Origin of the sequence: Gordonia asplenii (genome assembly GCF_012933505.1) — a bacterium.
Lineage (GTDB): Bacteria > Actinomycetota > Actinomycetes > Mycobacteriales > Mycobacteriaceae > Gordonia > Gordonia asplenii.
Map to the genome: position 1 here is coordinate 162,067 of NZ_JABBNB010000010.1, position 22,841 is coordinate 184,907.

Below are 22,841 nucleotides of genomic sequence, written 5' to 3' on the forward strand. Positions count from 1 at the left end.
TTCGACTCGGCTTCGCCTCGCTCAACCAGCAGGATGCGGCGAAGCAGGGTGCGCGCAAGATATCAATACGGAGACCGCTGGACGTCACCCGCGGCTACGGTCAGAACCACCACTGGCAGCGGCAGCTGATCGAGGTCCGGACGGCTGTTGGCGTCGCGGCTGCGGCAACGCCAGACTCAGCGCGAATGCCACGACCGGCACCACACACAACACGCCGAGCACGGTCGCGGTGCCCCACCGATCCGCGATCGCCCCGAGCAGCGGCGCGAACATTCCGCCGATCGTCACCGCGAGCCCCAACGTGACGCCCGCGGCGGTTCCCGGCCGCGCCGGCAGATAGTCCTGGCCCAGTTTCACCAGCACCGCGAACGGCACATTCACCGCCACCCCGGCGACCAGCGCGCACACCAGACCGATCCACATGTTCGGCGTGAATCGCACCAATGCCAGGGCGGGAATCGCTGCGGCAGAGCCGATTCGAATCACACGCACTTCGCCCCACCGGTCGGCGAGGCGGCCCCCGAGCAGCGTACCCAGCACTCCACCGCCGAGGAATGCGGTCAGCGCCACCCCACCTACGCTCGGCGACGCACCGTGGTGGCCGATCCAGAAGAGCGCGATGAAAGTGTTCATCCCAAAGAACACGATCGACCGGACCACTTCCAGGGAGGTCAACAGCGAGAACGCCACCCACCGGTCGGGTCCGGCGGGCGCTGCCGCCGCGTGCGCGGCCACCCGCCGCCGCTGCTGGTGTCGCGACAACACGAACGCCATCAGAACAGCCGGCGGAATGAACAGTGCGGTCGCACCGATGCCCAGCGTGACGAGCGCCGGCGTCACCAGAGCAGGCGCCAAAAAGAACCCGATGCTACCGCCCGCGGCGAACAGGCTCATCGCAGCCGCACTTCCCCCGGCGTCGCGCCGCGCGTCCCGGCCGGCGGCCGGGTGGAATGCCGCGACTCCCAGGCCCGACAGCAGCAGGAGCAGCCACACCACCGCATACGCGGGCACCAGCCCGGACAGTCCCGCGGCGATCCCGGCCAGCGCCAAGCCCGCCGGTGCAAGCCACAACATCGGCCGTCGATCCGCAATCACACCGGTCAACGGCTGCGGCAACGACGACCCTAACGTCGCGGCGAGTGCCAGGCCCGCTGCGGCGGTATAGCTGTACCCGCGGTCGAGGACGAAGAACGGGATCGACGCGGGCACCAGCCCCTGGTAAAAGTCGTCGACGGCATGGGCGATCATCCAGTGTCGCATGCGATTCCATGTACTGAGTTCCACGTCATCCACGGTAGGCAGCCGACCGGCATGCGCACTTCCGCTATTCTGACCAAAAGTATCGATAATCCGCCAATCTCCCAAGAATGCACCAATGACCACCAGCGACCTCGTCGACGAGGTGACGAGCCGCCGCAGCCATGCCGGTGGCAGTCGCATCGCGCCGCACCGGCACGACCGTCATCAGCTGATCTATCCGAGCAGCGGCATCATCGCGGTCACCACCGACGCCGGGACGTGGGTCACGCCGCCCGACCGCGCGATCTGGATCCCCGCCTTCGCAAACCACGGGCACCGCTTCTACGGTCGTACCGAATTCCATTGCGTGGCAATCAATCCGGCCCTCGACCCGTTCAACAGTGACGGACCGGTCGTCGTCGCGGTCACACCGCTGCTGCGCGAGTTGATCATCGAGTGCTCGCTGCCGGCGACCCGCCCCGACGAGGAGACCAGTCGACTCGTCGCCGTGCTCGTTGACCGACTGCGCCGATCCCCCGACGCCGCGTTGCGACTGCCGGTCGCTCGTGACCCGCGGCTGGCGAACGCGTGCGCCATCGTCGTCGACGATCTGTCCCGGGTCCACTCGCTGGCCGAACTCGGTCACATGGTCGGCGCGGGCGAACGCACCCTGAGCCGACTGTTCCGCAACGAGTTCGGCATGACCTACCCACAATGGCGAACGCAGGCGCGGCTGCATCGAGCGCTCATCGCTCTCGCCGAGGGCCGCACCGTCACCGACGTCGCCACCGTCTGCGGGTGGGCTACGCCGAGCGCGTTCATCGACGTCTACCGCCGCGCCTTCAGCCACTCCCCAGGTGCCCGGGCGTAGCCTCCCGACATGGCATTGCACTATCAGCGCGGCGAGATCGCCGGACTCGCCCGGCTCATCGTCAGCGTCGTCATCGGGGTAGCCGTGACGGTCGTTCTGCGGGTCACTACCTCCGTCGACGTCCCACTCGCCGGGTGGGCGATCGGCGCGGCGATCTTCGTCCTGTGGACCTGGGGCATGCTCTACTCGATGGGCACCGAAGCGACGGCCGCGCACGCATCGCGGGAAGAACCGACCCACGGCGTCACCATGATCGCGGTGATCGTCTTAGCCATGGTGAGCCTCGGCGGAGTCGTCTTCGTGCTCGGCCACAAGGATCACACGAGTCTCGTGGTATCCACCCTCGCCAGCGTGATCATGTCCTGGGCGGCCATCCACACGATCTTCGCCGTGCACTATGCGCGGATCTACTTCACCGACCCGGTCGGCGGGGTGGACTTCCATCAGGAAACCCCGCCGACCTACTCCGACTTCGCCTACATCGGGTTCACGGTCGGGATGAGCTTCGCGATCTCCGACACCGATTTGAGTTCGTCGAAGATGCGCCGCCCCGCCCTCGCGCACGCCTTGCTGAGCTATCTCTTCGGCACGGTGATCGTCGCGCTTCTCGTGAATCTCGTTGCAGGACTGTAGCTTTCGCAGCCCGACGATCAGCGGTAGGAGTAGTCGTCGAGCGGGAACCGGCCCATCTCACGCAGCGTCGACGCCGTCGAACGCGGCCGTAGCAGCGTCGCCTCACCCGACTTGTTGAAGTAGTAGCTGCGCGACGACGCACAGTCGCCGCTATAGAACACCGACGAGTCGAGTCGTTCGGTGGCGTCGTCGAGGAAGGCCGCGTTGGCCTCCTCGGTCACTTCGAACGTGGTCTTGCCGCGACGGGCGAGTTCGCCGAACAGGCGGCCCATGTGCTTCATCTGGCCTTCGATGGTCGTGAAATACGACAGCCCGCTGTAGGAATACGGACTGTTCAACGACAGAAAGTTCGGAAACTTGGGGACGGTGATGCCCTCGTAGGCCTGGAATCGCTTCTCCCGCCACCACTTTCCGAGATTGAGCCCCTCCCTGCCGATCACCTCGATGGCCGGAAAGTTGGTGTCCCACAGGTCGAAGCCGGTGGCCAGCACCAACGTATCGACAGCGATCTTGCCGGCCTCGGTGACGATGCCGTCGGGCTCCACGCGGACGATCGAGCTCGTCTCCAGGTGTGTGTTGGGTTGATTGAACACCGGGTAGTAGGTGTTGGAGAAGGTCGGCCGCTTGCAGCCGAAATCGTATGTGGGCGTGAGCTTCCGACGAGTCTGCGGGTCACCGACCTGGTTGCGCAGATGTGCCTTCGCCAGCAGCGCGGCACCCTTGTTGCCGAGTTTGAACTGCTTGAAATGCAGCACACCGGTAACCATCAAGACTTCCAGGACCGACCCCGACACCAGCCGAGCCGCCTTCTGCGTTAACGGAACCCGCGCGAACAGCTCCCGAACCTGCGGCGGGATCGACAGTTGCACCTTGGGGACCACCCAGATCGGCGTGCGCTGAAACACGGTGAGTTCCAACGCCTGCTTGGCCAGTTCGGGAATCAACTGAACCGCGGTGGCGCCGGTACCGACGATCGCGACACGCTCGCCGGTGAAATCCCGACCGTCCGGCCACGCGGTCGTGTGGATGATGTCGCCGGCGAAATCGCCGATGCCGGGAAAGTCCGGGACGTGCGGCTGAGACAGGAAACCCGTCGCGGTGACGAGGTAGCGCGCGGTCCGCGACACACCGTCGTGCGTGGTGACCCGCCACAGCTGGGCGTCGTCGTCCCAGACCGCACCGTCGACGACGGTGCCGAACTCCATGTGACGTTTGAGGTCATACTTCGCGGCGACGTCGGTGGCGTACTGCTTGAGTTCACCACCCGGCGCGAACAGCTGCGACCATCGCGGATTGGGCTCGAACGAGTAGGAGTACGTGACCGACGGAATGTCGACCGCTAGGCCCGGATAGTGGTTGACATGCCAGGTGCCGCCGAGATCGTCCTCGCGCTCCAGTATGGCGATGTTGCCGTGCCCGAGCCGCTTGAGTTCGATGGCAGCACCCATTCCGCCGAAGCCGGCACCGACGATGATGGCGTCGTAGTCAGGTTCCATGAGATCGACTCCCCACTGATGGTGTGACTCGGCGTCACACATAATGTGTGAACAACGTTACACCGTGTGGCTCTATCCGCCATCACCGTTCGGTGGCTCGACGCCGAGGACACGGTGGGGACGGACGGAATCGTCCTTCTGTGGGACCGTGGCGCGTAACCGCTCGTTTGCCTCTGCTCGTCGCTTGGTAAGCACGGCGCCTCGTTGCGGTGCTCGGGGAGCAACGGGTGCGCTCCGATTATTCGTTCCCCACCTTAGATCTTCGGCTCACCGACCCCTCGTTACACCGAAGCTCGTTCCTCGCTTCGGCACTCGGGGAGCCAGGTTACGGCCTCACTTCGGCACTCGGGAGCGAAGTTACGGCCTCACTTCGGCACTCGGGAGCGAAGTTACGGCCTCGCTTGCGCACTCGCGGAGCGAGGTTACGGACCCGGCTGCGCACTCGGGGAGTGACACTGTCACCGCAGATCGTTCGCGCGTCACGGAGCCGATCGGGTGAACGTCCCTTGCTTATTGCGATCGAAGAACTCCACCCACACCGATGGTGAAGTGTCGCCGGTCACGGTGAACTTCACCTGCGAGATAGTGCCGGGGTTCGCCGTCTCGCCGCGCGGTATGAAGGTGAACGTGTCGCCGTCGAAATGCGAAAGGTCGTAGGTTTGATTCTTCGGCCCGATCGACAGCGTGAGTTTCGTGCCGTCGGCCTTGATGGTCAGCGGACCGAAGTATTGATTGGCATAGGTGCCCGCGTAGGTGTTGAGCGGCTTGGCCGCTGCCGCGTTCGCCGGCGGCTTCTTGCCCACCAGCTCGCCCTCCGGCGCGTTCGTCGGGTCGATGAGCTGCTGGAATTGCGCGAACCAATCGGCGGTCAGCCTGCCGTACTGCGCCAGGTCGGTGAAATCTTTGGCCACCGCTTCGGCAGCACCCACCGGCGCTCCGTTCGTCAGCACCACGATGCCGAGATTCATCCCGGGGACGATCTGGTAGTTGGTCGCCGCGCCGGTGGTGAATGCGCCCGAATGGTTCAGCATCGTCCGCCCCGACGGGTCGCTGGAGATGTTGAACCCGAAACCCGTTGCGCTGGGCCGGAAGTCGGCGCGTCCGGACGGCAACGCCATCTGCGGTGTCATCGCCGCGAGCAATGCATCCGACGAAACGATCTGGCGCCCTTGATATTTCCCGTCGTCGAGCACCATCGTCATCCACTTCGCCAGATCGTTGACACTGGCGCTGACGCCACCCGCGGGCGCCTGCGCGTCGGCGTCGCGCTGGGCCAGCGGCGCGAACTTCCCGTCGACCTTCGCGTGCAGGAGCGCGCGGTTGGTCCGGCTGAGGTAGTCGGCATAGCGCATGCTCGACGACGACATTCCCAGCGGCCCGAAAATCGTTTCGGCACTGAGGGTTTCCCAATCCTTGCCGGCCTTGTTCGCGACGGCCTGCGCGGCCGCGGTGAGCCCGAAGTTCGTGTAGAGCTCCTCGGTGCGCAACGGCACGAGCGGCAGATACCGCAGCCGCCGCAGAATCTCGGCACGGTCGTAGCCGATGACCTCCAGATCGTCGCCCGCGTGGTCGGGCAACCCCGACCGGTGACTGAACATGTCGGCCACCGTCACATGCGTGGACACATACGGGTCGGCGAGCGTGAACGAATCGACGCCGGCGGCCACCGGCATCGTCCAATCGATCCCCTGGGTGCCGGCCCGTCCGGCGACCACCGTCGCCGACACCGCCTTGGACAGTGACGCGATCTGGAACACGGTGTCGGCGTCGACCGAACTATCGGGCCGACGATTGTCTTTGACGCCGAATCCGCCGGTGTAGACCGTCTTGCCGTCGTGTACCACCGCTATCGCCATGCCGGGAACTCCGGTGGACTGCAACATCTTTCGCGCCAAATCAGGTAGCTGCCGCACGGCGTCGTCGATGCGGGCCGAGTCGGTGGGGATACTCGCGACCGCGGGCGGGGGCGTCGACCCGACGCTGAACTCCGGCGTCGACGACGACGAGCCATTGCCACATCCAGCGACAAGGACGCCGACACTGAGGACCGCCACAGCTGCGACTCGCCTGTTCATCGTTCTCCTCACGGATTCCCCGAGATTCGCCCGAAATCACAGTAGAACCCGCGACGCCGCCGCCGCTACGGACCGACGAAAATGAGTTCGTTCAGGCCACGTACGGCCCTAAAGATGCAGATCTCGATTGCGAATCGCCGCGGTGGCCGCGACGCTGATCGCTGCCGTCGCAACGAGATACGCACAGGCGAGCCAGGGCCTGCCGTCGTCGACGCCGATGAGTGCGGTCAGAATCAGCGGCGTCAGACCCGACGCCCAGATACCCGAGAACTGATAGACCACCGACAATCCGGTGTAGCGGACCGGCGTGGGGAACAGGCTGGCGAACAGTGTCCCCTGGGCGCCGTAGAACAGCGCGTGCACGATGCCGAAGACGAGTACCAACCCCACGGTCAGCCACACCAGATTCGCGGTGCCGAACAGCGCGAACACCGGATAGACGAGCAGTCCGTAGGCGGCGATGCCGATCAGGTAGATCCGCTTGGGCCCGAACCGATCTGCAAGCAGACCCGACGCCGGGAGCAGGACGGCCATCACGATCGCGGCGATGCTCACCGACACCAGGACCGGTACTTTCGCGAGGTGCAACGCGCCGGTCGCGTAGGTGATCGCGAAGACTCCCCAGGTGTTGAACGCGGCGCCCTCACCCCAGCGGGCCAGCAGCCCCAACAGCGTGTTACGCGTATTCGGCGGCGTGATCACGTCTTTCAGCGGAGCCGACGACTTCTGCGCCAGTCGATCGACTTCCGCGAACTCAGGGGTCTCCTCGACTTTGAGTCGTACGACGAAGCCGATCACCACCAGCACGATGCTCAGCGCAAAGGCGATGCGCCACCCGTACGACTGAAACGCGGCGTCGTCGAAGATCATCTGCAGCAGCGCGAAAACCAGTGTCCCCAAGGCCAATCCGGCGGCCAGCCCGATCTGGGGAATGCTGCCGAACAGGCCCCGACGCCGGGCCGGGCTGTGCTCGACGGCAAGCAGGACCGCACCGGCCCATTCGCCGCCGAGCGCGAATCCCTGCACGATCCGCAGCACCAGCAACAGGATCGGCGCCGCGACGCCGATCTGAGCGGCCGACGGCAATGCGCCCATGAGCGCGGTCGCGGCGCCCATCAGCACCATGGTGACCGCGAGAGTCCGCTTGCGGCCGATCCGGTCGCCGACATGCCCGAAGATCACCCCGCCGATCGGGCGCACGACGAAGCCCACCGCGAAGGTGGCGAAGGCCAGCATGGTCCCGACGAACGCGCTCGCATCGGGGTAGAAGACGTGTTTGAACACCAGACTGGCCGCGGTGGCATAAAGGAAGAAGTCATACCACTCGACGGTCGCTCCGAGCAGGCTGGCCAGCACGACGTTGCGGAGTCGACGACGATCGGGCACGTGGCGCTTGCCGATCGTCGACGCCGGGTGGGGCGGCGCTTCGGTCACAGTCATTCGCGTGATGCTAGGGAGCCAGGCGGGGCGGCGACAGGGCTGCGATCAGGATGATTCTAAGGTCAGGTGTCGAAACCGTAGTCGCGCTCGACTCTCGCGACGCGCACCCGGTAGGACGAATACCACCGTTGCCTGCCGTTGCGCTGCGCGACGAGGTGTTCGGCTTGCCTCTTCCAGTGGGCGACGTCGTCGAGGGTCTGCCAATACGAGACGGTGATGCCCGGCGCATCCTCCCCGACGCCGCGAGCGGACTCGACGCCGAGGTAACCCGGCATGGTGGCCGCCAATTCCATCCGCTGCGCCGTCTGGGCGTATCCGTCGTCGCCCAGCGTGCGCAGCGAGCTGAAAATCACTGCGTAATAGGGTGTTTCGAATCGGTCGTCCGGAAAGTCCGTCACCACAGCACTCCCGGGTTGAGACGCTCGTGCGGGTCGAGCGCGGCTCGGATGGCCTTCATCGCGGCGACGTCGGCCGGGTCGCGGGTCGACATCCACCGCACCTTGTCCCGGCCGATACCGTGCTCGGCGCTCACGCTCCCGCCGGCATCGACGACGAGTTGCAGTGCGGCGTCGGCCAATTCGGTCTGCGCCGGCGCCGGCACGTCGAGGTAGTTGAGATGGATGTTGCCGTCGCCGATGTGGCCGAAGAAGATAGTGCGGCAGTCGTAGGTCTGCGCTTGCCCCAGTGCGGCAAGCGATTCCAGCGCCTGCGGCATACTCGCCCGCGGCAGCGAGACGTCCAGCTTGACCGGAACCGTCGTCGACGACGCCGCGATCGCGCCGGTGTGCCCCTCGCGGATCTCCCACAGTGCGCGGGCCGGCGCAGGCTCACCCACCGTGTCCACGATGCCCGCGACGTCGGAAACGGTCTGCACCACAAGCGATTCCAGGTCTGCGGGCCCCGCGACCTCGACCAGAACGTAGTACCTTGCACGGGCCTCGGTCGGCCTGCGGTGGCCGCGCTCGTGAAGGAGTTCGACGCCGGCCGACGTCATGAGTTCGGCGGCCTCTATCCGAAGTCCCGAATTCTCCAGCCCGCGAAGGAGGTCGAACGCGACGGGCACGGCGTCGAGCGCCGCTACCAGAACGAAGCTCGACGCCGCCGGCGTCCGCAGCGCGAACAGCACGCGGGTGATGACGGCGAGGGTTCCCTCGCTGCCGGCGAGCAGTCCGGGTAGGTCGTAGCCGACGTTGTCCTTGACGACGCGTTTCCAGCGTCGAAGGACGGTTCCGTCGGCCAGCACCGCCTCGACTCCCCGGACCTGAGCCCGCGCGTCGCCGTGGCGGATCATGTGGATGCCACCCGCGTTCGTCGCGACGATCCCGCCCGCGGTTGCGCTGTCCCGGGAGGCGAGGTCGATGCCGAACGTCAACCCGACTTTCGCTGCGCGCCGGGCGATTTCGGCGACGGTGACACCCGCCCCGACAGCTATGCAGCGGTCGATTTCATCGACCGCCTCGACGTCGGACAGCCGCGTGGTGCTCAACACGATGCGCGGCGCGTCGTCGTCGGGCGGGACCGATCCCCCGACCAGTCCGGTGTTGCCGCCTTGCGGGCAGATCGAGAGTCCGTGCACCGCACAGGCTTTCACGACATCGCTGACCTGATCAGTAGTCGCGGGTCGTACTACCGCCGACGCCCGGCCGGTTCGGCGCCCGGTCCAGTCGGTCAGGTACCGGGCGGTGGTGTCGGGGTCGGTGAGCACATGCGGGGCACCGACGATCGCCTGCAACGCGGTCAGCGCCCCGTCGGACATCAGACCAGCCGGGCTTGGAAGGAGACGTCGTAGTCGACGATGTCGTCGGCGCGGCCCTGCTCGTGCTTGTGCACCCAGTCGGGGTCGGAGAGCAACGCGCGTCCGATCGCGACGAGGTCGAACTGCTCGTCGTCGAATCCGGTGAGCAGCGAATCGATTCCGGCCGTGCGCGCCGCCGTCATCCCGACCCCGGCACGGTCGGCGAAGACCTTGTCGAGGCCCACCGATCCGACCGTGATCGTCGGGACCGACGACAGTTTGCGGGTCCAGCCCGCGAGGGTCAGGTGCTCGTCGGCGTCGGGGAAGGCGACGTCGCCGAAGCGCCGGGTCGAGGCGTGCAGGATGTCGACGCCCGCCTCGGTGAGCGCGGTGACGATCTCTCCCAATTCGCCTGGCGTGTCGGCGATTCGGGCGTCGTACTGGTTGGACTTCCACTGCGAGAAGCGATAGATCACGGGAAAGTCGGGGCCGACGGCGGCACGGATGGCGCGGACCACCGCGGTCGGGAACGCGGTCGGCTCACCCCACTCGTCGGTGCGCCGATTGGTTGCGCGCCATAGGAATTGGTCGAGCAGGTAGCCGTGTGCGCCATGTAACTCCAGCGCGTCGAAGCCGACATCCACCGCGAACCGGGCCGCGGCGACATACGCCTCGATGAGCTTGTCGATGTCGTCGGCGGTCAGTGCCCGCCCGGCAGGCGTGCCGTCGAGCGCGAGTCCGGAGGGACTGACCGACTCGACGTCGGGGTTGAACTTGGGCGTGGTGCCGCGGGCAATCCCGAGATGCCACAGCTGCGGTGCGATCTTCCCGCCCTCCGCATGAACTTGTTCGACGACCTTCGCCCATCCGGCCGCCGCCTCGTCGCCGTACAGGTGCGGGATGCGCCGACCGGGCCCGACGGCGGGGTCGGGGATGTAGGAGCCCTCGGTGATGATCAGCCCGACGCCACCGGCGGCCCGCTTGCGGTAATACTCGGCGACGTCGTCGCCGGGGACACCGCCCGGTGAGAACATCCGGGTCATCGGCGCCATGACGATGCGGTTGCGCAGGGTCAGATTCCGCGAGGTGAAGGGGGCGAGCAGTCCGGCGAAGCTGTGGGTCATGCGGGAGTTCCTTCGGTTGAGTCGGCGGTTCAGTTGGAGCGGGAGGAGGCCAGAGCGTCGGCGACGGGAGTCGGGCCGTCGTTGAATTCGACGATTGCTCCGACCGTAGCGGGTGTCGCGAGAGTTGCTGCGATCACCTCGGCGACGGTGGATCGGCGGACCGAGCCCTTGTCGATCGGATGTGCCGCGGTGTTGACGGCGATGGAGCCGGCGTCGGGCTCGTCGCTGAGCCGGCTCGGCCGCAAGATGGTCCAGTCGAGGTCAGTCTGCTCCAACGCGGCATCGGCAGCGGATTTCGCCTGGGCGTATGGATAGAACGAGTTGTCTTCTGGCACACCGTGATCGGGACCGGCTCCAAAATACGACACCATGACGTAGCGGCGTACGCCCGCCGTGGTCGCGGCCGCAAAGGAGGCGATTGCGGCATCCCGATCCACGGCGTAGGTACGTGCGGGGTTGCCGCCGCCTGCCCCCGCCGACCAGACCACGGCGTCGAATCCGCGCAGCGCGTCGGCGAGCTCGGCGGGACCGGCGTTCTCGACGTCGAGCACGAGCGGCGCTGCGCCGGTGGCCTCGATGTCGGCGGAATGGTCGGGGTTGCGGATGATCGACGTCACGGCGTCGCCCCGAGCGCTCAACAATCGCGCCGCCTTCAGCGCGATCTTGCCGTGTCCGCCGATGATGGCCACTTTCGTCATGGGTCTGCTCCGTCTCGAATCGTGGGGTTGCGTACTCGTGGGTGCAACGCGGTCAGACCCGGCGGGCATTCCTCAGCTCGGCTTTACGAATTGTTTACTTAGCTATCAGCAACTAATAATGGTTGCATCGAACATCTATTGGAAGCAGCGAAATGACGATCTCACCTCAGCCGTCGAGCGCCGCACACCTGTATCACAACCTGGTTCGGATCAGCCGTTCACTGCGCGCAAGCGGGACGGGTGGCCTGAGCGCGGGGTCGTCGTCGGCGTTGTGGACCATCGTCAACAATCCCCCGCTCCGCTTGTGCGACATCGCCGACCGGGAGTCCGTCGCGGCTCCGACGATGTCGCGTGTGGTGGCGGGACTGGAGAACGACGGCTTCGTGCGGCGCATCGTCGACCCCGAGGACGGCCGCGCACGACTGTTCAGCGCGACGCCTGCCGGCGTCGAACTGATCACCGACGCCCGGTCTCGCAAAGCTCAGGTCTTGTCCGCGGCCATCGCGGATCTGTCCGACGCAGAGCGTGCCCGGGTTCATGAGGGACTGGAAATTCTTGCCCGAGCACTGACCACAAACCGTTGCACCGACACTGACAGCCGCGCACGACACAACGACGAGGAATCATGACAACGACTTCAGCCGCACCGCCCGCGGACTCGCACTACAAGTGGATCGCCCTGTCCAACACCACACTGGGCATGCTGATCGCGACCATCAACTCATCGATCGTGCTGATCGCGCTGCCCGACATCTTCAAGGGCATCCACCTCAATCCGCTCGAGCCCGGCAACACCAGCTACCTGCTGTGGATGATGATGGGCTTCCTCGTGGTGACCGCGGTGCTCGTGGTCAGCTTCGGGCGGCTCGGCGACATGTTCGGCCGCGCCCGCATGTACAACATGGGCTTCGCCATCTTCACGGTGTCGTCGGTCATGCTGGCCATCACCTGGTTCGACGGCGCGGAGGCCGCCATCTGGCTGATCTTCTGGCGCGTCATCCAGGGCGTCGGCGGCGCATTCCTGATGGCCAACTCGTCGGCGATCCTCACCGACGCCTTCCCGGCGAACCAGCGTGGTCTCGCGCTGGGCATCAACGGCGTCGCGGCCATCGCCGGCTCCTTCCTCGGCCTGCTCGTCGGCGGTGTGCTGGCGCCGGTGCAGTGGCACTACATCTTCCTCGTGTCGGTGCCGTTCGGCGTGATCGGAACGGTGTGGGCGTACCTGAAGCTGCGCGATACAGGTGTGCGCAAGCACGCGAAGATGGACTGGTGGGGCAACGCGACGTTCGCGATCGGCCTCGTCGCGGTGCTCGTCGGAATCACCTACGGCATTCAGCCCCACGGAACGTCGCAGATGGGCTGGAGTAGCCCGATGGTGTTGTCCTGCCTGATCGGTGGACTGATCGTGTTGACCGCGTTCGTCATCATCGAGACCCGCGTCGAGAGCCCGCTGTTCAGTCTGGGACTGTTCAAGAACCGGTCGTTCCTCTTCGGCAACATTGCCAACCTGATGGCGTCGATCGGCCGCGGTGGCCTCCAGTTCATTCTGATCATCTGGCTGCAGGGCATCTGGCTTCCGCAGCACGGCTACGACTTCTCGCAGACTCCCCTGTGGGCCGGCATCTACATGGTGCCGATGACCATCGGCTTCCTGGTGTCCGCACCGGTGTCGGGTGCGCTGTCCGACCGCCTCGGCACCAAGTGGTTCACCACCGTCGGCATGCTGCTGACCGCGGGAACCTTCGCGGCGCTGATCGCCCTGCCCGTCGACTTCGCCTATCCCGCGTTCGCGGTCATCCTGCTGCTCAACGGAATCGGCATGGGCCTGTTCGCGTCGCCGAACCGCGCGGAAGTGATGAACAGTCTGCCCGCCGACCAGCGCGGCTCCGGCTCGGGCATGATGACCACCTTCCAGAACGCAGCCATGGTGCTGTCCATCGGCCTGTTCTTCTCGCTGATGATCGCCGGTCTGGCCGACAACCTGCCGGGCACGATGAGCACGGGGCTGACCGCCAACGGTGTTCCCGCGGCGCAGGCTCACGAGATCGCGTCGCTGCCCGCGGTCGCCGTGCTGTTCGCGGCGTTCCTCGGCTACAACCCCGTGCAGCAGTTGCTCGGCCACAGCCTGCACTCGCTGCCCGCGGCCAACCAGGCCCACCTGACCGGGTTGGACTTCTTTCCCCACCTCATCTCGGCACCCTTCGCCGACGGCCTGTCGGCGGCCTTCACGTTCGCAATCGTGTGCTGCATCCTCGGCGCGGTGGCATCGTTGTTCACCGGACGGCCGAAGTCAGCCGAACCTGCCGAACGACACAGCGTCGGCGAGGAGCTGGCCGCGGTCGCGGCGGACGCCACGATGGAGAGCCCGGGCGAGCTGATCGACGAGCCGACCACAGCGCGGTAAGTCGCGGCCGTCCCGAGGATTCACCTCGTGGGCTCGGATTGACCTCTCCAGGATGCGAGGTGAATCCGAGCCCACGAGGTGTTTCTCTTTCCCGCCTCCGTCGCCGATCCATCCATAACCTGCGCGATGCGCAGGAACTGAACCAGATCGCAACGCAATAGATTCACCAAACCTCCTTGCGTCACGCAATTCACCATGTTAGCGTGATCACACCACGCAAACAGTGGTTGATATTCGATTCAGCTAACGGCATGCGCAGCGTCGCCCCGCCGAAAGCGTGAAACGCGCGAGGAGCCTGCACATGGCAACCACCCCGACTTGGCCCGGCGGCAAATCTGCCGCGGTCTCACTCACCTTCGACGTCGACGCCGAAGCCGGCTGGCTCGGCGAGGGTGCGGAATACGCCCGACGCCTGACGATCCTGTCCGAGGCGCGCTACGGCGTCACCCGTGGCGTCCCGCGGATCCTCGATCTGCTTGCCCGCCACGACATTCCGGCCACCTTCTTCGTTCCCGGTCACACTGCGGAAATCCACGACGGGCTGGTGCAGACCCTGCTCGACGCCGGGCACGAGGTCGCACACCACGGCTACTTGCACCTACGCAGCGACAAGGTCAGCGCCACCGATCAGGTCGAAGAGATCGATCGCGGCCTGGACGCGCTGGCGAAGGCCGGTGCCCCGGCTCCGCGCGGGTACCGCTCCACCTCGTGGGAACTGACCCCGGAGACCTTCGAACTGCTCGTCGACCGTGGGTTCGCCTACGACTCGAGCTGCATGGGCGACGACCGCCCCTACGTCGAACACTGGGAGGGCCAGTCCATCCTGGAGATTCCGGTCCACTGGTCGCTCGACGACTGGCCGCGATTCGGCTGGAACATCGACGGCGGCGGCAACGTCGCCGACCCGGCCGAGATGACCCGCACCTGGATCAGCGAGTTCGAATCGGCCCGCGCGGAAGGCCGCCACACCAGCTTCACCATGCACCCCGAAGTGATCGGACGCCCATACCGGCTGGCACACCTCGAGCGGGTCATCGAGCACATGGTCGCCTCCGACGACGTGCACTTCGCCCGCCTCGACGACATCGCCGCGACTGTCGCGCCGCGGCTGCTGGCCGCCCGATGACCGCGCCGGCCCGCCGATTCCGTTCCCGGGCAACCGAACCCACCGAGCGTGGCATCGAACTGGGCACCGCACACGGCACCGAGATCCGGACGTGCATCGCGGCCTACCAGCGGTTGTTCGACGACGCCGCGGGCACCGCCGTCGATCTCGAGTACTGGGGCTCGCTGGCCTGGGCGTCGATCACCGCCTGCGCACCCGCACTCGCCCGAGAGATCGCCGGAATCGCCAGTGGCGCAAGAGTTTCAGTGAACTCAGTGGCCGCCATCAACGCCCGCACCGAGATCCTCGCGGCCGTCGGCGCCACGACGGCCGGTGAATGCTCGACCGTCGTCGCCCTGCATGACGACGCCGCGCCGACCGCCGTTCAGGCGTGGGACTGGTACTCCGAGCTCGCGCAATCGTGGTTCGTGTGGGAGATCCCGCACGCCGACGGCCGCCTCACCACCACCGTCACCGAGTACGGCATCGTCGGCAAGATCGGCGTCAACGACCGTGGACTCGGCGTGCACTTCAACATCCTGCATCACGACGCCGACGGCGTCGGGATCGGCGCTCCGGTACACGTGCTGGCCCGCAAAGTCCTCGACGACGCCGCCGACCTGAACCAGGCTCTGCTGACGCTGGCGGCCGCATCGGTGTCGGCATCGTCGTCGCTGACGCTGGTCGCCGCACGCGATGGCGAATCCGCGGCCGTCAGTGTGGAACTGAACCCGGCCGGCGTCGGCTACGCGCTCCCCGACTCCGCCGGACTACTCGTTCACACGAACCACTTCCTGCAGGCTGCGGCGGCGCAGGGACACGACACCGAGCTGCGTAACGGCCCCGACACCGTGGTTCGCTACGACATGTTGCGTCGCCGGCTGGCCGGCCGCCACGACATCGGTGTGAACGAGGTTGTCGCAGCACTGAATTCACACCTGCTCGGCGGGGGCGCCACCTGCTGTCACCCCGATCGCGGCCTGCCCGCGACCTCGCATTTCGCGACGCTCGCCACCGTGGTGCTCGACGTCGAACACGGCACCCTGGCAGCCCACGACGGCGGTCCCTGCACATTCGAATCCCCTGCCCCAGAACAGTTTCCCGCCACAGAAGACCCCACCACAGAACACACGGAGACAACCATGCTCAAACTCAAGCGCATCGACAACATGGACATCCTGACCACCGACGTCGACCGGCTCGTCGAGTTCTATCACGGAACACTCGGGCTCGGCTTCCATCTGCCGTACGAGAAAGACGAGGAGTGGGCGGCCATCGACATGGGCAACCTCACCCTCTACATCTTCAAATCCGAGGTGGGCGAACATGCTCCGCGTCGTACCGCGATCAACGCCGACAACGCGCCGGGCTACGATTCGATCGCCTTCGAGATCGAGAACCTCGATGAGGCGGTGTCCGAACTCGATGGCAAGGTCGAGTGGGTCGACGAGGAAGTGCAGTGGAAGCATCCCAGCGGCGCCTGGTACCGCTACCGTCCCTTCTTCGATCCGGACGGCAACATGCTGTACGTGACCGAGCCGCATCGGGCCGACGCATGAGCCCGCGCAGCACGGAGCTGACCGGTCGCGTCGCCTTCATCACCGGGGCCGCGCGCGGCATGGGCGCCGCCCACGCCGAGGCGCTCGCGGCGCGCGGCGCCGACCTGATCATCACCGACCTCGACCTCGCCGAATTGAACTCCGTCGCAAAGGGATTGCGCGAAACCTACGGCCGTCGAGTCAGCACCCTGCGGCTGGACGTGACGGCGCCCGACGCGGGCGCGCAGGTCGCCGCGCTGGCCCGCGACGAATTCGGCCGCCTCGACATCGCCGTGCACAACGCGGGCATCATGCACGACTGGAAGGGACTCGACGAGACCCCGGCCGAGCGCATCCAGCCGTACCTGGACGTGAATGTGCTCGGACCGTACTCGATTACCCGTTCGCTCCGCCCGCTGCTCGCCGCGGGCGATCAACCGCGGGTGATCTTCATCTCGTCGCAGTGGGGCCAGGTGCCCGACGGCCACTCGTACGGCTACATGATCGCCAAAGCCGCTCAGCTCGGCATGATGAAGGCGCTCTCGAAAGAACTGCTCGTCGACAAGATCCTGGTCAACGCCGTCGCCCCGGGCGCGATTCATACCCGCATGGTCCCCGACGAGGTGTACGAGGAAGAGCTCGCAGCGGTTCCGCTCGGGCGCCTCGGCGAGGCCGACGAGATCGCCGCGACGGTCGCCTTCCTCGCCTCCGATTCGGCCGCGTTCATCTCCGGTCAGACGATCGCCGTCAACGGCGGCGCCCTGGTTCCCGGCGTATAGCCCCCACTCCTCCCCAGCCCACTGTTCTACCGCGTCACCCGCAAAGGAATTTCCCATGACCGCAACACTCCCGCCCCGCACCGCGACTGCGGCACCGGCCCCCGCAGCAACCAAACGCGAGCTCGCCGAGGCCGCCATGCGCCGGTCCTGGTTCCCGGTCGCACGTATCGCAGACCTCACCACCCCGCAGCGGGCCAAGCTGCTCGGCGTCGACCTCGTGGTCTACCGCAGCGGGGACGGCACCTTCGCGGTTCAGTCGAGCCGCTGTCCGCATCGCGGCGGCGACCTGGTGGCCGGACGCGTCCATGAGAAGTCCATCGGTTGCCCCTATCACGGGTGGGAGTTCTCCAGCGCCGACGGCAAGTGCAGCCGTATCCCCTCACTCGAGGATCAATGCAAGATCCCGCCTCGGGCGGCGCTGAAGACTTATCCCGCCGTGCAGAAGTACGGGCACGTGTGGACGGTTCTGGAGGATCCGATCCGGGAGATGTACGACGTCGACCAATGGAACGACATCGACCTGGAATGGCTTGCCGCAGAACCGATCGACTCGCGAGTCGGTGTCGGCATCACGATCGAGAACTTCCGCGACGTCGCGCACTTCCCGTTCGTGCACGAGGTGTCGATGGGGCCGTCGCCCGAGGTCGTCGAACCGTTGACGGTGACTCGCAACGACCTCGACATCACCATGGTGCGCCCACTCGACGCCGGTTCGGGCGAATGGGCGGAGGACGGCAACTGCACGATGCATTACCGTTGCTCCGCACCGGGATTCGCGTCGATCACCTACGACTACGAGAAGCTCGGCCATCGCATCGTGGCGGGCTTCCCGTCGCCCGTCGACTACGAGCACGTCACCATCTTCTGGGGCGTCGCCAACGAAGTCGGCTTCCGGGGGGCGAGCCTGGAAGAGTGCCTGCGGGTGGAGACAATGGTGTACCTGGAGGACATTCCGATCGCTGACGGCATCCGCCCGCGAGAGATCCCGTGGGACAACGAGGTTCAGGAATTCTCGGTGCCCGCCGACCTGTTCACCCTCAACTACCGTCGCTCGTTCAACTCGCTGATGGACCGCGCGAAGGTCGCGTCATGACCGCGGTCCTCGGCGCCGAACTCGACGTCGCGGCGTCGAGCGGAACAATGACGCTGCAGGTAGTCGCCGCGGTCCTGCAGGCGTCGTCGATCACGTCCTATGAGCTGGCCCGGACCGACGGCGGCGTCCTGCCCGCCTGGGAACCCGGCGCCCACATCGATGTTCACCTGCCATCGGGAACGGTGCGACAGTATTCGTTGTGCGGAGATCCCGCCGATCGCAGCCGCTACCGGATCGCGGTACTCGAGATCACCGACGGCCGCGGCGGATCTGTCGAGGTACATCGCGAGCTGCGACCCGGCCGACAGATCGAGATCAGTTCTCCGCGTTCCAATTTCGAACTGATCGACGCTCCTGCATACGTGTTCGTGGCGGGCGGGATCGGCATCACCCCGATCCTCCCGATGATCCGCACCGTCGCGCAGCGTGGACTGCCGTGGGAGCTGATCTACGGTGCGCGGTCGGTGCGGCACTTCGCCTTCGCCGATGAGCTCGCCGTCGACGACTCCGGTGCCGTTCGCTACTTCGCTCAGGAGACCGACGGCCACATCGATCTGGAGTCCGTCGTCGCCGGATCGTCGGGAGCCGCGGTGTACTGTTGCGGCCCAACAGGTCTCATGGATGCGCTGACCGACGCGATGAGTGCGGCCGGCCGCGTCGAGGACCTCTACATCGAGCGGTTCGCGCCGGTGGCCCAACCGGTCGACGAGAACGCGGGCGACTTCACCGTCGAGCTGACGCTGTCGGGGGTGAGCGTGGACGTGTCGCCGGATCAGTCGATCCTGGACGCGGTGCGTGCGGCCGGCGTCGACGCGCCGTCGTCGTGCGAGATGGGCATCTGCGGAACGTGCGAAACGAAAGTCGTTGCCGGAGATGTTGATCACCGCGACGATCTGCTCACCGAGGATGAGCGTGCCACCTGCGGGTCGATGATGATCTGCGTCTCACGCGCCTGCGGCAAGAAGCTGGTGCTGGAGCTGTAGGGCGTGCCTCTTGCGCTACGGCAAACCGGAATGCCGGAGGCCGGGTGTCGGTCGATGCGGCGAGCGCGCTCCGACCGACACCGTCGCCTCACAATCACACTATTGATTTCTCAAAGTCCATGTGCGGGACCGTAGTCCGCAACACTCGTGCCGCCGTTCGGTTGATTCCAGGACACTATCTCGGGGGTCTGACAATTCGTTCCGACGACGATCCTCGCCGCCGCTGTCGTGGTCGCTGTCGTCGGCGGGCTGGTCAGCTCGCCGCGGATTCGGCCGATGTCAGCGTCCTACGGGCGTGCGATCGGATCCACTGGCGCGGCCTACTGGGCCGCCTGGGGTCGGCCGGAGCACGGAACCACGGGTGCCCATCGCCGCCCATGATCATCTCCCAGTCGGTGGCGTGGATCAGCGTGTGATGTTCCTGGCACAGCAACCCACCATTACCGATCGACGTCTCCCCACCATTGCTCCAATGGATCAGATGATGCGCCTGACACCACGCCGGTGGACGACCGCAGCCGGGGAAACTGCACCCCTGATCCCGCAGGATCAACGCCCGACGCAGGTGCGGTGGAAACAACCGGTCCATCCGCTTGAGATCCAGCGGGACACTCTGCGCGTCGACGATCACCGCCGTCAACTCACTGTCACACGAGAGCATCTCGGCGATCTGTGGCGTGATCGGCTGTCCGGTATCGAAGGACGCCACCTCCCGGACGCCGACGCGAGCCATCGGGTCGGGTCGGCCGGTGTCCGAGACCGGATCCGGTACCGGCATCGCTTGGCCCGACGGTGCTGGTGGTGGGACGATGTCCGGGTCCGGTACCGGCACCGTCTGGTCCGGTGCGACGGTGTCGGTCCGCGGGGTGAACATCGACAGCGGCGCGTTCACCACCAGGTGCGGATGCACCCCACCGCTGGTCGGGCGATCCCGGTGACGCAGGTAACTGTCGACGATCTGTTCCAACGCATCAGCACGACGTTTCCCCGCATCTCGCGGATCACGCGACCCATCCGGCAGCGGCACCGGCGTCATCAACGGATCCAACGCCGTACGCAACTTCTCCCCGGCCACCACATCCAGATCCAGTTCCGAACGAGTCCGCCCGTCCTCCCCGACGGTCAACGACGCAGTGTTGAGGTCCCGATTCTCCGCCACCGACACCGGTGCATCCGCGGGTAACAACTCCAGCGCCCGCTTGCGGGCGAACGCCTTCACATCGGCCGGCACACCGGTTACCGCCCGCGCCAGCAGACCTCGCACGCACCCGTCGCGCGTGTCGGCGTCGAGTCCGTCGACGGCCTTGCCGATGTGCTCGATACCCGCCACCACCGCATATGCATGCTCACCCGACATCCGCGCATCACTCAGCGCCGCAGCCACCGTCGGCAGCGTGGTCAACGCCCGCGCGACCCGCGTACTGTGCGAGGCCACCGCCGGCGGCACCCCGATCCCCACCATCATCGAGGTCACCGATTCCTTCACCCGCCCCGGCATCCCGCTGCGCTCGATCGCGGCCACCGTCTTGACCAGCAGTGCATCGGCCAGATTCCGCAGCCCAGACACCACCACTAGCAACTCACGCAACCGAGCATCATCGGACACAGGTGCCGGCCAGGTCAGCAACTGACCCACACCCGCACCCTCACCACGCGCACCCACCGCCCCCAGATCGTCGATCACCGACGACATGAAAGCCTCGATCTGTTCAACTCTCATACCCGAACGCTAGCTCTGGGGTCTGACAAAACGGACTCACATTGATACTCGCGTGAAGGTTGATTCAACCGATGCACAAGTTATTCAAGGTGCTCATTGTGGCACCCGATGTGTCGAGACCCCTAGCATTCTAGCCGAAACCTGTTGTGCCAAAACAAGTTCGGCACGCAGGTCGCGACAGCAGCGCCCTCACGCGAATCGCGGTGTGAATCCTGCATGGGGCACACTGCACGGCTTCGCCGATCTTGGACGGCGACGGTGACGTCGTCGAAATCTGTTGTGTCACCGTGATTTCGACTCGCTGCGCTCGCTCAATCCAAGGGTTTCGACACGTTCCGTCACTTCGACTCGGCTTGCCCCTCGCTCAGTACGGCGCACTGACGCGCCTCACGGCTCAAACCAGCGGAAGAGGCCCGTCGTCAGTGGATCGTGGTTCAATCCAAGGCTCAACCAGCTGCTCTTAGGACCCGAAGTCGGGGAACGGGCGCGGCTCGGTCGAGCGCCCCGGGCACGGCGAATTCCATTCCGCCTTGCAGGTGATCACGACGGTGAGATCGTTGCGCTGGGTGCACGCGAGATGCCGGGGCATCGGCTCATCGCATTTCAGTGTGAACGGCGACCTGGCCGGCTGGCCGTCCTCGTCCTCAGCGAAGTTGATTCGGTAGGTTCCGACATAGGGGTCCGTCGTGTAGACCCGGAACATCTGGTAGCTCTTCACGGTGATGCATGCCGGAATGATGGACTCGCTGACATCGATCCACAGGTTGTGTTCCTCCGGTGCGGCGCCTGTGGTGCGGAACGGAAACTCGCCGTTGGCGTTGATACATTTGTACGGGGAGATCGCCTCGACGCCGCCTCTGATGCCGGGACCGAGATCGAGGATGACCTTGCCTGTCACCCGATACTCGGACAGGTGCGGCCGCGGCGCCGCCGACGCGCTCGGCGCGACCGCACAAACGACCGCGAGGACCGCGGCACCGATCAACGAAGTCATCGTCCGAACCACGGTCGTCGTCATCTTGACCACGGTATTCGACAAAGCCGACAGAACCCAGGTTGCTTAGCGTCGCAACATAACTCAGACCGGCAGACAACGATTCGACCGCCTCCGACGCCGTAATCTGAGCCGAGCAACCGCTGACGGTGGTCGTCGACGACCACCCATTTCCGTGACGGCGGCGCATGCGGCCTAACCCGCGGTGAACGGATCCAGGTCCTCGCCGAGGTGGGCGACGGTTCTTCCGAGTCTGGATCCCATCGATGATGGACCCGTTTCGCTGGTTGAGCCGGTCCGGGCGCCGTGCTGAGCGAGGCGCTAGATGAGAGCGTGGCCGTCTCGGCCTCAACACGAAAACTCACCGTCGACGCCGTTTCGGACGGATTGACGGTGAGTTTTCGTGTTGAAATCAGGCTCGCGTCGCATGAGGACCACCGGCAACACGATTCGTTTGCGGTGGACGAATAGCACGGCAGGACGTTTGTCGCATTTGAAGCCTTGGTGCACAACCGGTTTCGCGTGTCGGTGGTTTCGACTCGCTGCGCTCGCTCAACCAACGGAAGCAGGTGCGCTCGCTCAACCAACGGAAGCAGGTGCGCTCGCTCAACCTGGATCCACCGACGACGGGCCCTATCCGCTGGTTGAGCCGCGAGGAGCGCTAGCGACAAGCGTGTCGAAACCCCTGTACCACAATGCATTTGATGGCAGCGCACTCGTCGAACTGTGATGGAATCGAACATCGAGGCGTGTGCACCCGTCGGGTGCACACGCGACACTTACCGGGAGTCATCGCCGGAATTGGCGCGCATCATCGAAAGTCGTTGTGGCTGAGAGGTTTCGACACGGACTCGGCTAGCGCTACTTCGACTCGGCTAGCGCCTCGCTCAGCACGGCGCTCGGCCGGCTCAACC

General features: G+C 65.8%; 19 protein-coding genes. 9 read left to right on the forward strand and 10 right to left on the reverse strand.

Going from position 1 to position 22,841, the window contains the following annotated elements; translation table 11 throughout:
• Positions 1 to 84 precede the first annotated feature (84 nt).
• On the reverse strand, positions 85 to 1,260 hold the full coding sequence (locus HH308_RS11990) for an MFS transporter (protein ID WP_170194463.1): 1,176 nt from the start codon (positions 1,258 to 1,260) through the stop codon (positions 85 to 87).
• 115 nt (positions 1,261 to 1,375) lie between these two features.
• Here HH308_RS11990 and HH308_RS11995 point away from each other — a divergent pair, with 115 nt between their 5' ends.
• Both HH308_RS11995 and HH308_RS12000 read left to right on the forward strand, forming a co-directional pair.
• Positions 1,376 to 2,110: an AraC family transcriptional regulator gene (locus HH308_RS11995; protein WP_170194434.1), complete on the forward strand. Its 735-nt coding sequence runs from the start codon at positions 1,376 to 1,378 to the stop codon at positions 2,108 to 2,110.
• Positions 2,111 to 2,119: 9 nt separating this feature from the next.
• Positions 2,120 to 2,743: a DUF1345 domain-containing protein gene (locus tag HH308_RS12000; RefSeq protein WP_170194435.1), complete on the forward strand. Its 624-nt coding sequence runs from the start codon at positions 2,120 to 2,122 to the stop codon at positions 2,741 to 2,743.
• A gap of 17 nt (positions 2,744 to 2,760) precedes the next feature.
• On the opposite strand, the gene HH308_RS12005 is transcribed toward HH308_RS12000, so the two are convergent.
• The 7 genes from HH308_RS12005 to HH308_RS12035 all read right to left on the reverse strand — a co-directional run bounded on the left by HH308_RS12005 (position 2,761) and on the right by HH308_RS12035 (position 11,311).
• On the reverse strand, positions 2,761 to 4,239 hold the full coding sequence (locus tag HH308_RS12005) for a flavin-containing monooxygenase (RefSeq protein ID WP_170194436.1): 1,479 nt from the start codon (positions 4,237 to 4,239) through the stop codon (positions 2,761 to 2,763).
• A 479-nt stretch (positions 4,240 to 4,718) separates the two neighbouring features.
• Positions 4,719 to 6,314, reverse strand: coding sequence for a serine hydrolase (locus HH308_RS12010; protein WP_170194437.1), 1,596 nt, complete (start codon positions 6,312 to 6,314; stop codon positions 4,719 to 4,721).
• A 108-nt stretch (positions 6,315 to 6,422) separates the two neighbouring features.
• On the reverse strand, positions 6,423 to 7,754 hold the full coding sequence (locus tag HH308_RS12015; RefSeq protein ID WP_170194438.1) for an MFS transporter: 1,332 nt from the start codon (positions 7,752 to 7,754) through the stop codon (positions 6,423 to 6,425).
• A 62-nt stretch (positions 7,755 to 7,816) separates the two neighbouring features.
• Positions 7,817 to 8,152, reverse strand: a complete 336-nt coding sequence (locus HH308_RS12020) for an antibiotic biosynthesis monooxygenase family protein (protein WP_170194439.1) — start codon at positions 8,150 to 8,152, stop codon at positions 7,817 to 7,819.
• Complete coding sequence (locus tag HH308_RS12025; RefSeq protein WP_170194440.1) at positions 8,149 to 9,510, reverse strand: FAD-binding oxidoreductase; 1,362 nt, start codon at positions 9,508 to 9,510, stop codon at positions 8,149 to 8,151. The genes HH308_RS12020 and HH308_RS12025 overlap by 4 nt, the downstream gene beginning before the upstream one ends.
• Positions 9,510 to 10,613: an NADH:flavin oxidoreductase gene (locus tag HH308_RS12030; RefSeq protein WP_170194441.1), complete on the reverse strand. Its 1,104-nt coding sequence runs from the start codon at positions 10,611 to 10,613 to the stop codon at positions 9,510 to 9,512. Before HH308_RS12030 ends, HH308_RS12025 begins: the two co-directional genes overlap by 1 nt.
• 29 nt (positions 10,614 to 10,642) lie before the next feature.
• Positions 10,643 to 11,311 (reverse strand): NAD(P)H-binding protein, encoded by a 669-nt coding sequence (locus tag HH308_RS12035; protein WP_170194442.1) that lies wholly within the window; start codon positions 11,309 to 11,311, stop codon positions 10,643 to 10,645.
• Positions 11,312 to 11,463: 152 nt separating this feature from the next.
• On the opposite strand from HH308_RS12035, the gene HH308_RS12040 reads away from it, so the two are divergent.
• The 7 genes from HH308_RS12040 to HH308_RS12070 all read left to right on the forward strand — a co-directional run bounded on the left by HH308_RS12040 (position 11,464) and on the right by HH308_RS12070 (position 19,213).
• A complete protein-coding gene (locus HH308_RS12040; protein ID WP_170194443.1) occupies positions 11,464 to 11,940 on the forward strand; it encodes a MarR family winged helix-turn-helix transcriptional regulator in 477 nt (158 codons plus the stop codon).
• Positions 11,937 to 13,715 (forward strand): MFS transporter, encoded by a 1,779-nt coding sequence (locus HH308_RS12045; RefSeq protein WP_170194444.1) that lies wholly within the window; start codon positions 11,937 to 11,939, stop codon positions 13,713 to 13,715. Before HH308_RS12040 ends, HH308_RS12045 begins: the two co-directional genes overlap by 4 nt.
• Positions 13,716 to 14,016: 301 nt before the next feature.
• The gene (locus tag HH308_RS12050; protein ID WP_170194445.1) at positions 14,017 to 14,841 is read left to right on the forward strand and encodes a polysaccharide deacetylase family protein; all 825 of its coding nucleotides are present in this window, start codon (positions 14,017 to 14,019) and stop codon (positions 14,839 to 14,841) included.
• Positions 14,838 to 16,379 carry a C45 family autoproteolytic acyltransferase/hydrolase gene (locus HH308_RS12055; RefSeq protein WP_170194446.1) on the forward strand — a complete coding sequence of 514 codons (1,542 nt, stop codon included), beginning with the start codon at positions 14,838 to 14,840 and terminating at the stop codon, positions 16,377 to 16,379. Before HH308_RS12050 ends, HH308_RS12055 begins: the two co-directional genes overlap by 4 nt.
• Positions 16,376 to 17,137, forward strand: coding sequence for an SDR family NAD(P)-dependent oxidoreductase (locus HH308_RS12060; protein WP_170194447.1), 762 nt, complete (start codon positions 16,376 to 16,378; stop codon positions 17,135 to 17,137). The genes HH308_RS12055 and HH308_RS12060 overlap by 4 nt, the downstream gene beginning before the upstream one ends.
• 55 nt (positions 17,138 to 17,192) lie before the next feature.
• Positions 17,193 to 18,230: a Rieske 2Fe-2S domain-containing protein gene (locus tag HH308_RS12065; protein WP_211188414.1), complete on the forward strand. Its 1,038-nt coding sequence runs from the start codon at positions 17,193 to 17,195 to the stop codon at positions 18,228 to 18,230.
• Positions 18,227 to 19,213: a PDR/VanB family oxidoreductase gene (locus HH308_RS12070; protein WP_170194448.1), complete on the forward strand. Its 987-nt coding sequence runs from the start codon at positions 18,227 to 18,229 to the stop codon at positions 19,211 to 19,213. Before HH308_RS12065 ends, HH308_RS12070 begins: the two co-directional genes overlap by 4 nt.
• Before the next feature lie 253 nt (positions 19,214 to 19,466).
• On the opposite strand, the gene HH308_RS12075 is transcribed toward HH308_RS12070, so the two are convergent.
• Both HH308_RS12075 and HH308_RS12080 read right to left on the reverse strand, forming a co-directional pair.
• Complete coding sequence (locus HH308_RS12075) at positions 19,467 to 20,933, reverse strand: HNH endonuclease signature motif containing protein (protein ID WP_170194449.1); 1,467 nt, start codon at positions 20,931 to 20,933, stop codon at positions 19,467 to 19,469.
• Between the two features lie 460 nt (positions 20,934 to 21,393).
• A complete protein-coding gene (locus HH308_RS12080) occupies positions 21,394 to 21,951 on the reverse strand; it encodes a hypothetical protein (protein WP_170194450.1) in 558 nt (185 codons plus the stop codon).
• Between the last annotated feature and the right edge of the window lie 890 nt (positions 21,952 to 22,841).

Excerpts from the sequence above, each read along its gene's own strand:
- HH308_RS11990 (WP_170194463.1), bottom strand. The coding sequence starts at position 1,260 with ATGCGACACTGGATGATCGCCCATGCCGTCGACGACTTTTACCAGGGG.
- HH308_RS11995 (WP_170194434.1), top strand. The coding sequence starts at position 1,376 with ATGACCACCAGCGACCTCGTCGACGAGGTGACGAGCCGCCGCAGCCAT.
- HH308_RS12000 (WP_170194435.1), top strand. The coding sequence starts at position 2,120 with ATGGCATTGCACTATCAGCGCGGCGAGATCGCCGGACTCGCCCGGCTC.
- HH308_RS12005 (WP_170194436.1), bottom strand. The coding sequence starts at position 4,239 with ATGGAACCTGACTACGACGCCATCATCGTCGGTGCCGGCTTCGGCGGA.
- HH308_RS12010 (WP_170194437.1), bottom strand. The coding sequence starts at position 6,314 with ATGAACAGGCGAGTCGCAGCTGTGGCGGTCCTCAGTGTCGGCGTCCTT.
- HH308_RS12015 (WP_170194438.1), bottom strand. The coding sequence starts at position 7,754 with ATGACTGTGACCGAAGCGCCGCCCCACCCGGCGTCGACGATCGGCAAG.
- HH308_RS12025 (WP_170194440.1), bottom strand. The coding sequence starts at position 9,510 with ATGTCCGACGGGGCGCTGACCGCGTTGCAGGCGATCGTCGGTGCCCCG.
- HH308_RS12030 (WP_170194441.1), bottom strand. The coding sequence starts at position 10,613 with ATGACCCACAGCTTCGCCGGACTGCTCGCCCCCTTCACCTCGCGGAAT.
- HH308_RS12035 (WP_170194442.1), bottom strand. The coding sequence starts at position 11,311 with ATGACGAAAGTGGCCATCATCGGCGGACACGGCAAGATCGCGCTGAAG.
- HH308_RS12040 (WP_170194443.1), top strand. The coding sequence starts at position 11,464 with ATGACGATCTCACCTCAGCCGTCGAGCGCCGCACACCTGTATCACAAC.
- HH308_RS12045 (WP_170194444.1), top strand. The coding sequence starts at position 11,937 with ATGACAACGACTTCAGCCGCACCGCCCGCGGACTCGCACTACAAGTGG.
- HH308_RS12050 (WP_170194445.1), top strand. The coding sequence starts at position 14,017 with ATGGCAACCACCCCGACTTGGCCCGGCGGCAAATCTGCCGCGGTCTCA.
- HH308_RS12055 (WP_170194446.1), top strand. The coding sequence starts at position 14,838 with ATGACCGCGCCGGCCCGCCGATTCCGTTCCCGGGCAACCGAACCCACC.
- HH308_RS12060 (WP_170194447.1), top strand. The coding sequence starts at position 16,376 with ATGAGCCCGCGCAGCACGGAGCTGACCGGTCGCGTCGCCTTCATCACC.
- HH308_RS12065 (WP_211188414.1), top strand. The coding sequence starts at position 17,193 with ATGACCGCAACACTCCCGCCCCGCACCGCGACTGCGGCACCGGCCCCC.
- HH308_RS12070 (WP_170194448.1), top strand. The coding sequence starts at position 18,227 with ATGACCGCGGTCCTCGGCGCCGAACTCGACGTCGCGGCGTCGAGCGGA.
- HH308_RS12075 (WP_170194449.1), bottom strand. The coding sequence starts at position 20,933 with ATGAGAGTTGAACAGATCGAGGCTTTCATGTCGTCGGTGATCGACGAT.
- HH308_RS12080 (WP_170194450.1), bottom strand. The coding sequence starts at position 21,951 with ATGACGACGACCGTGGTTCGGACGATGACTTCGTTGATCGGTGCCGCG.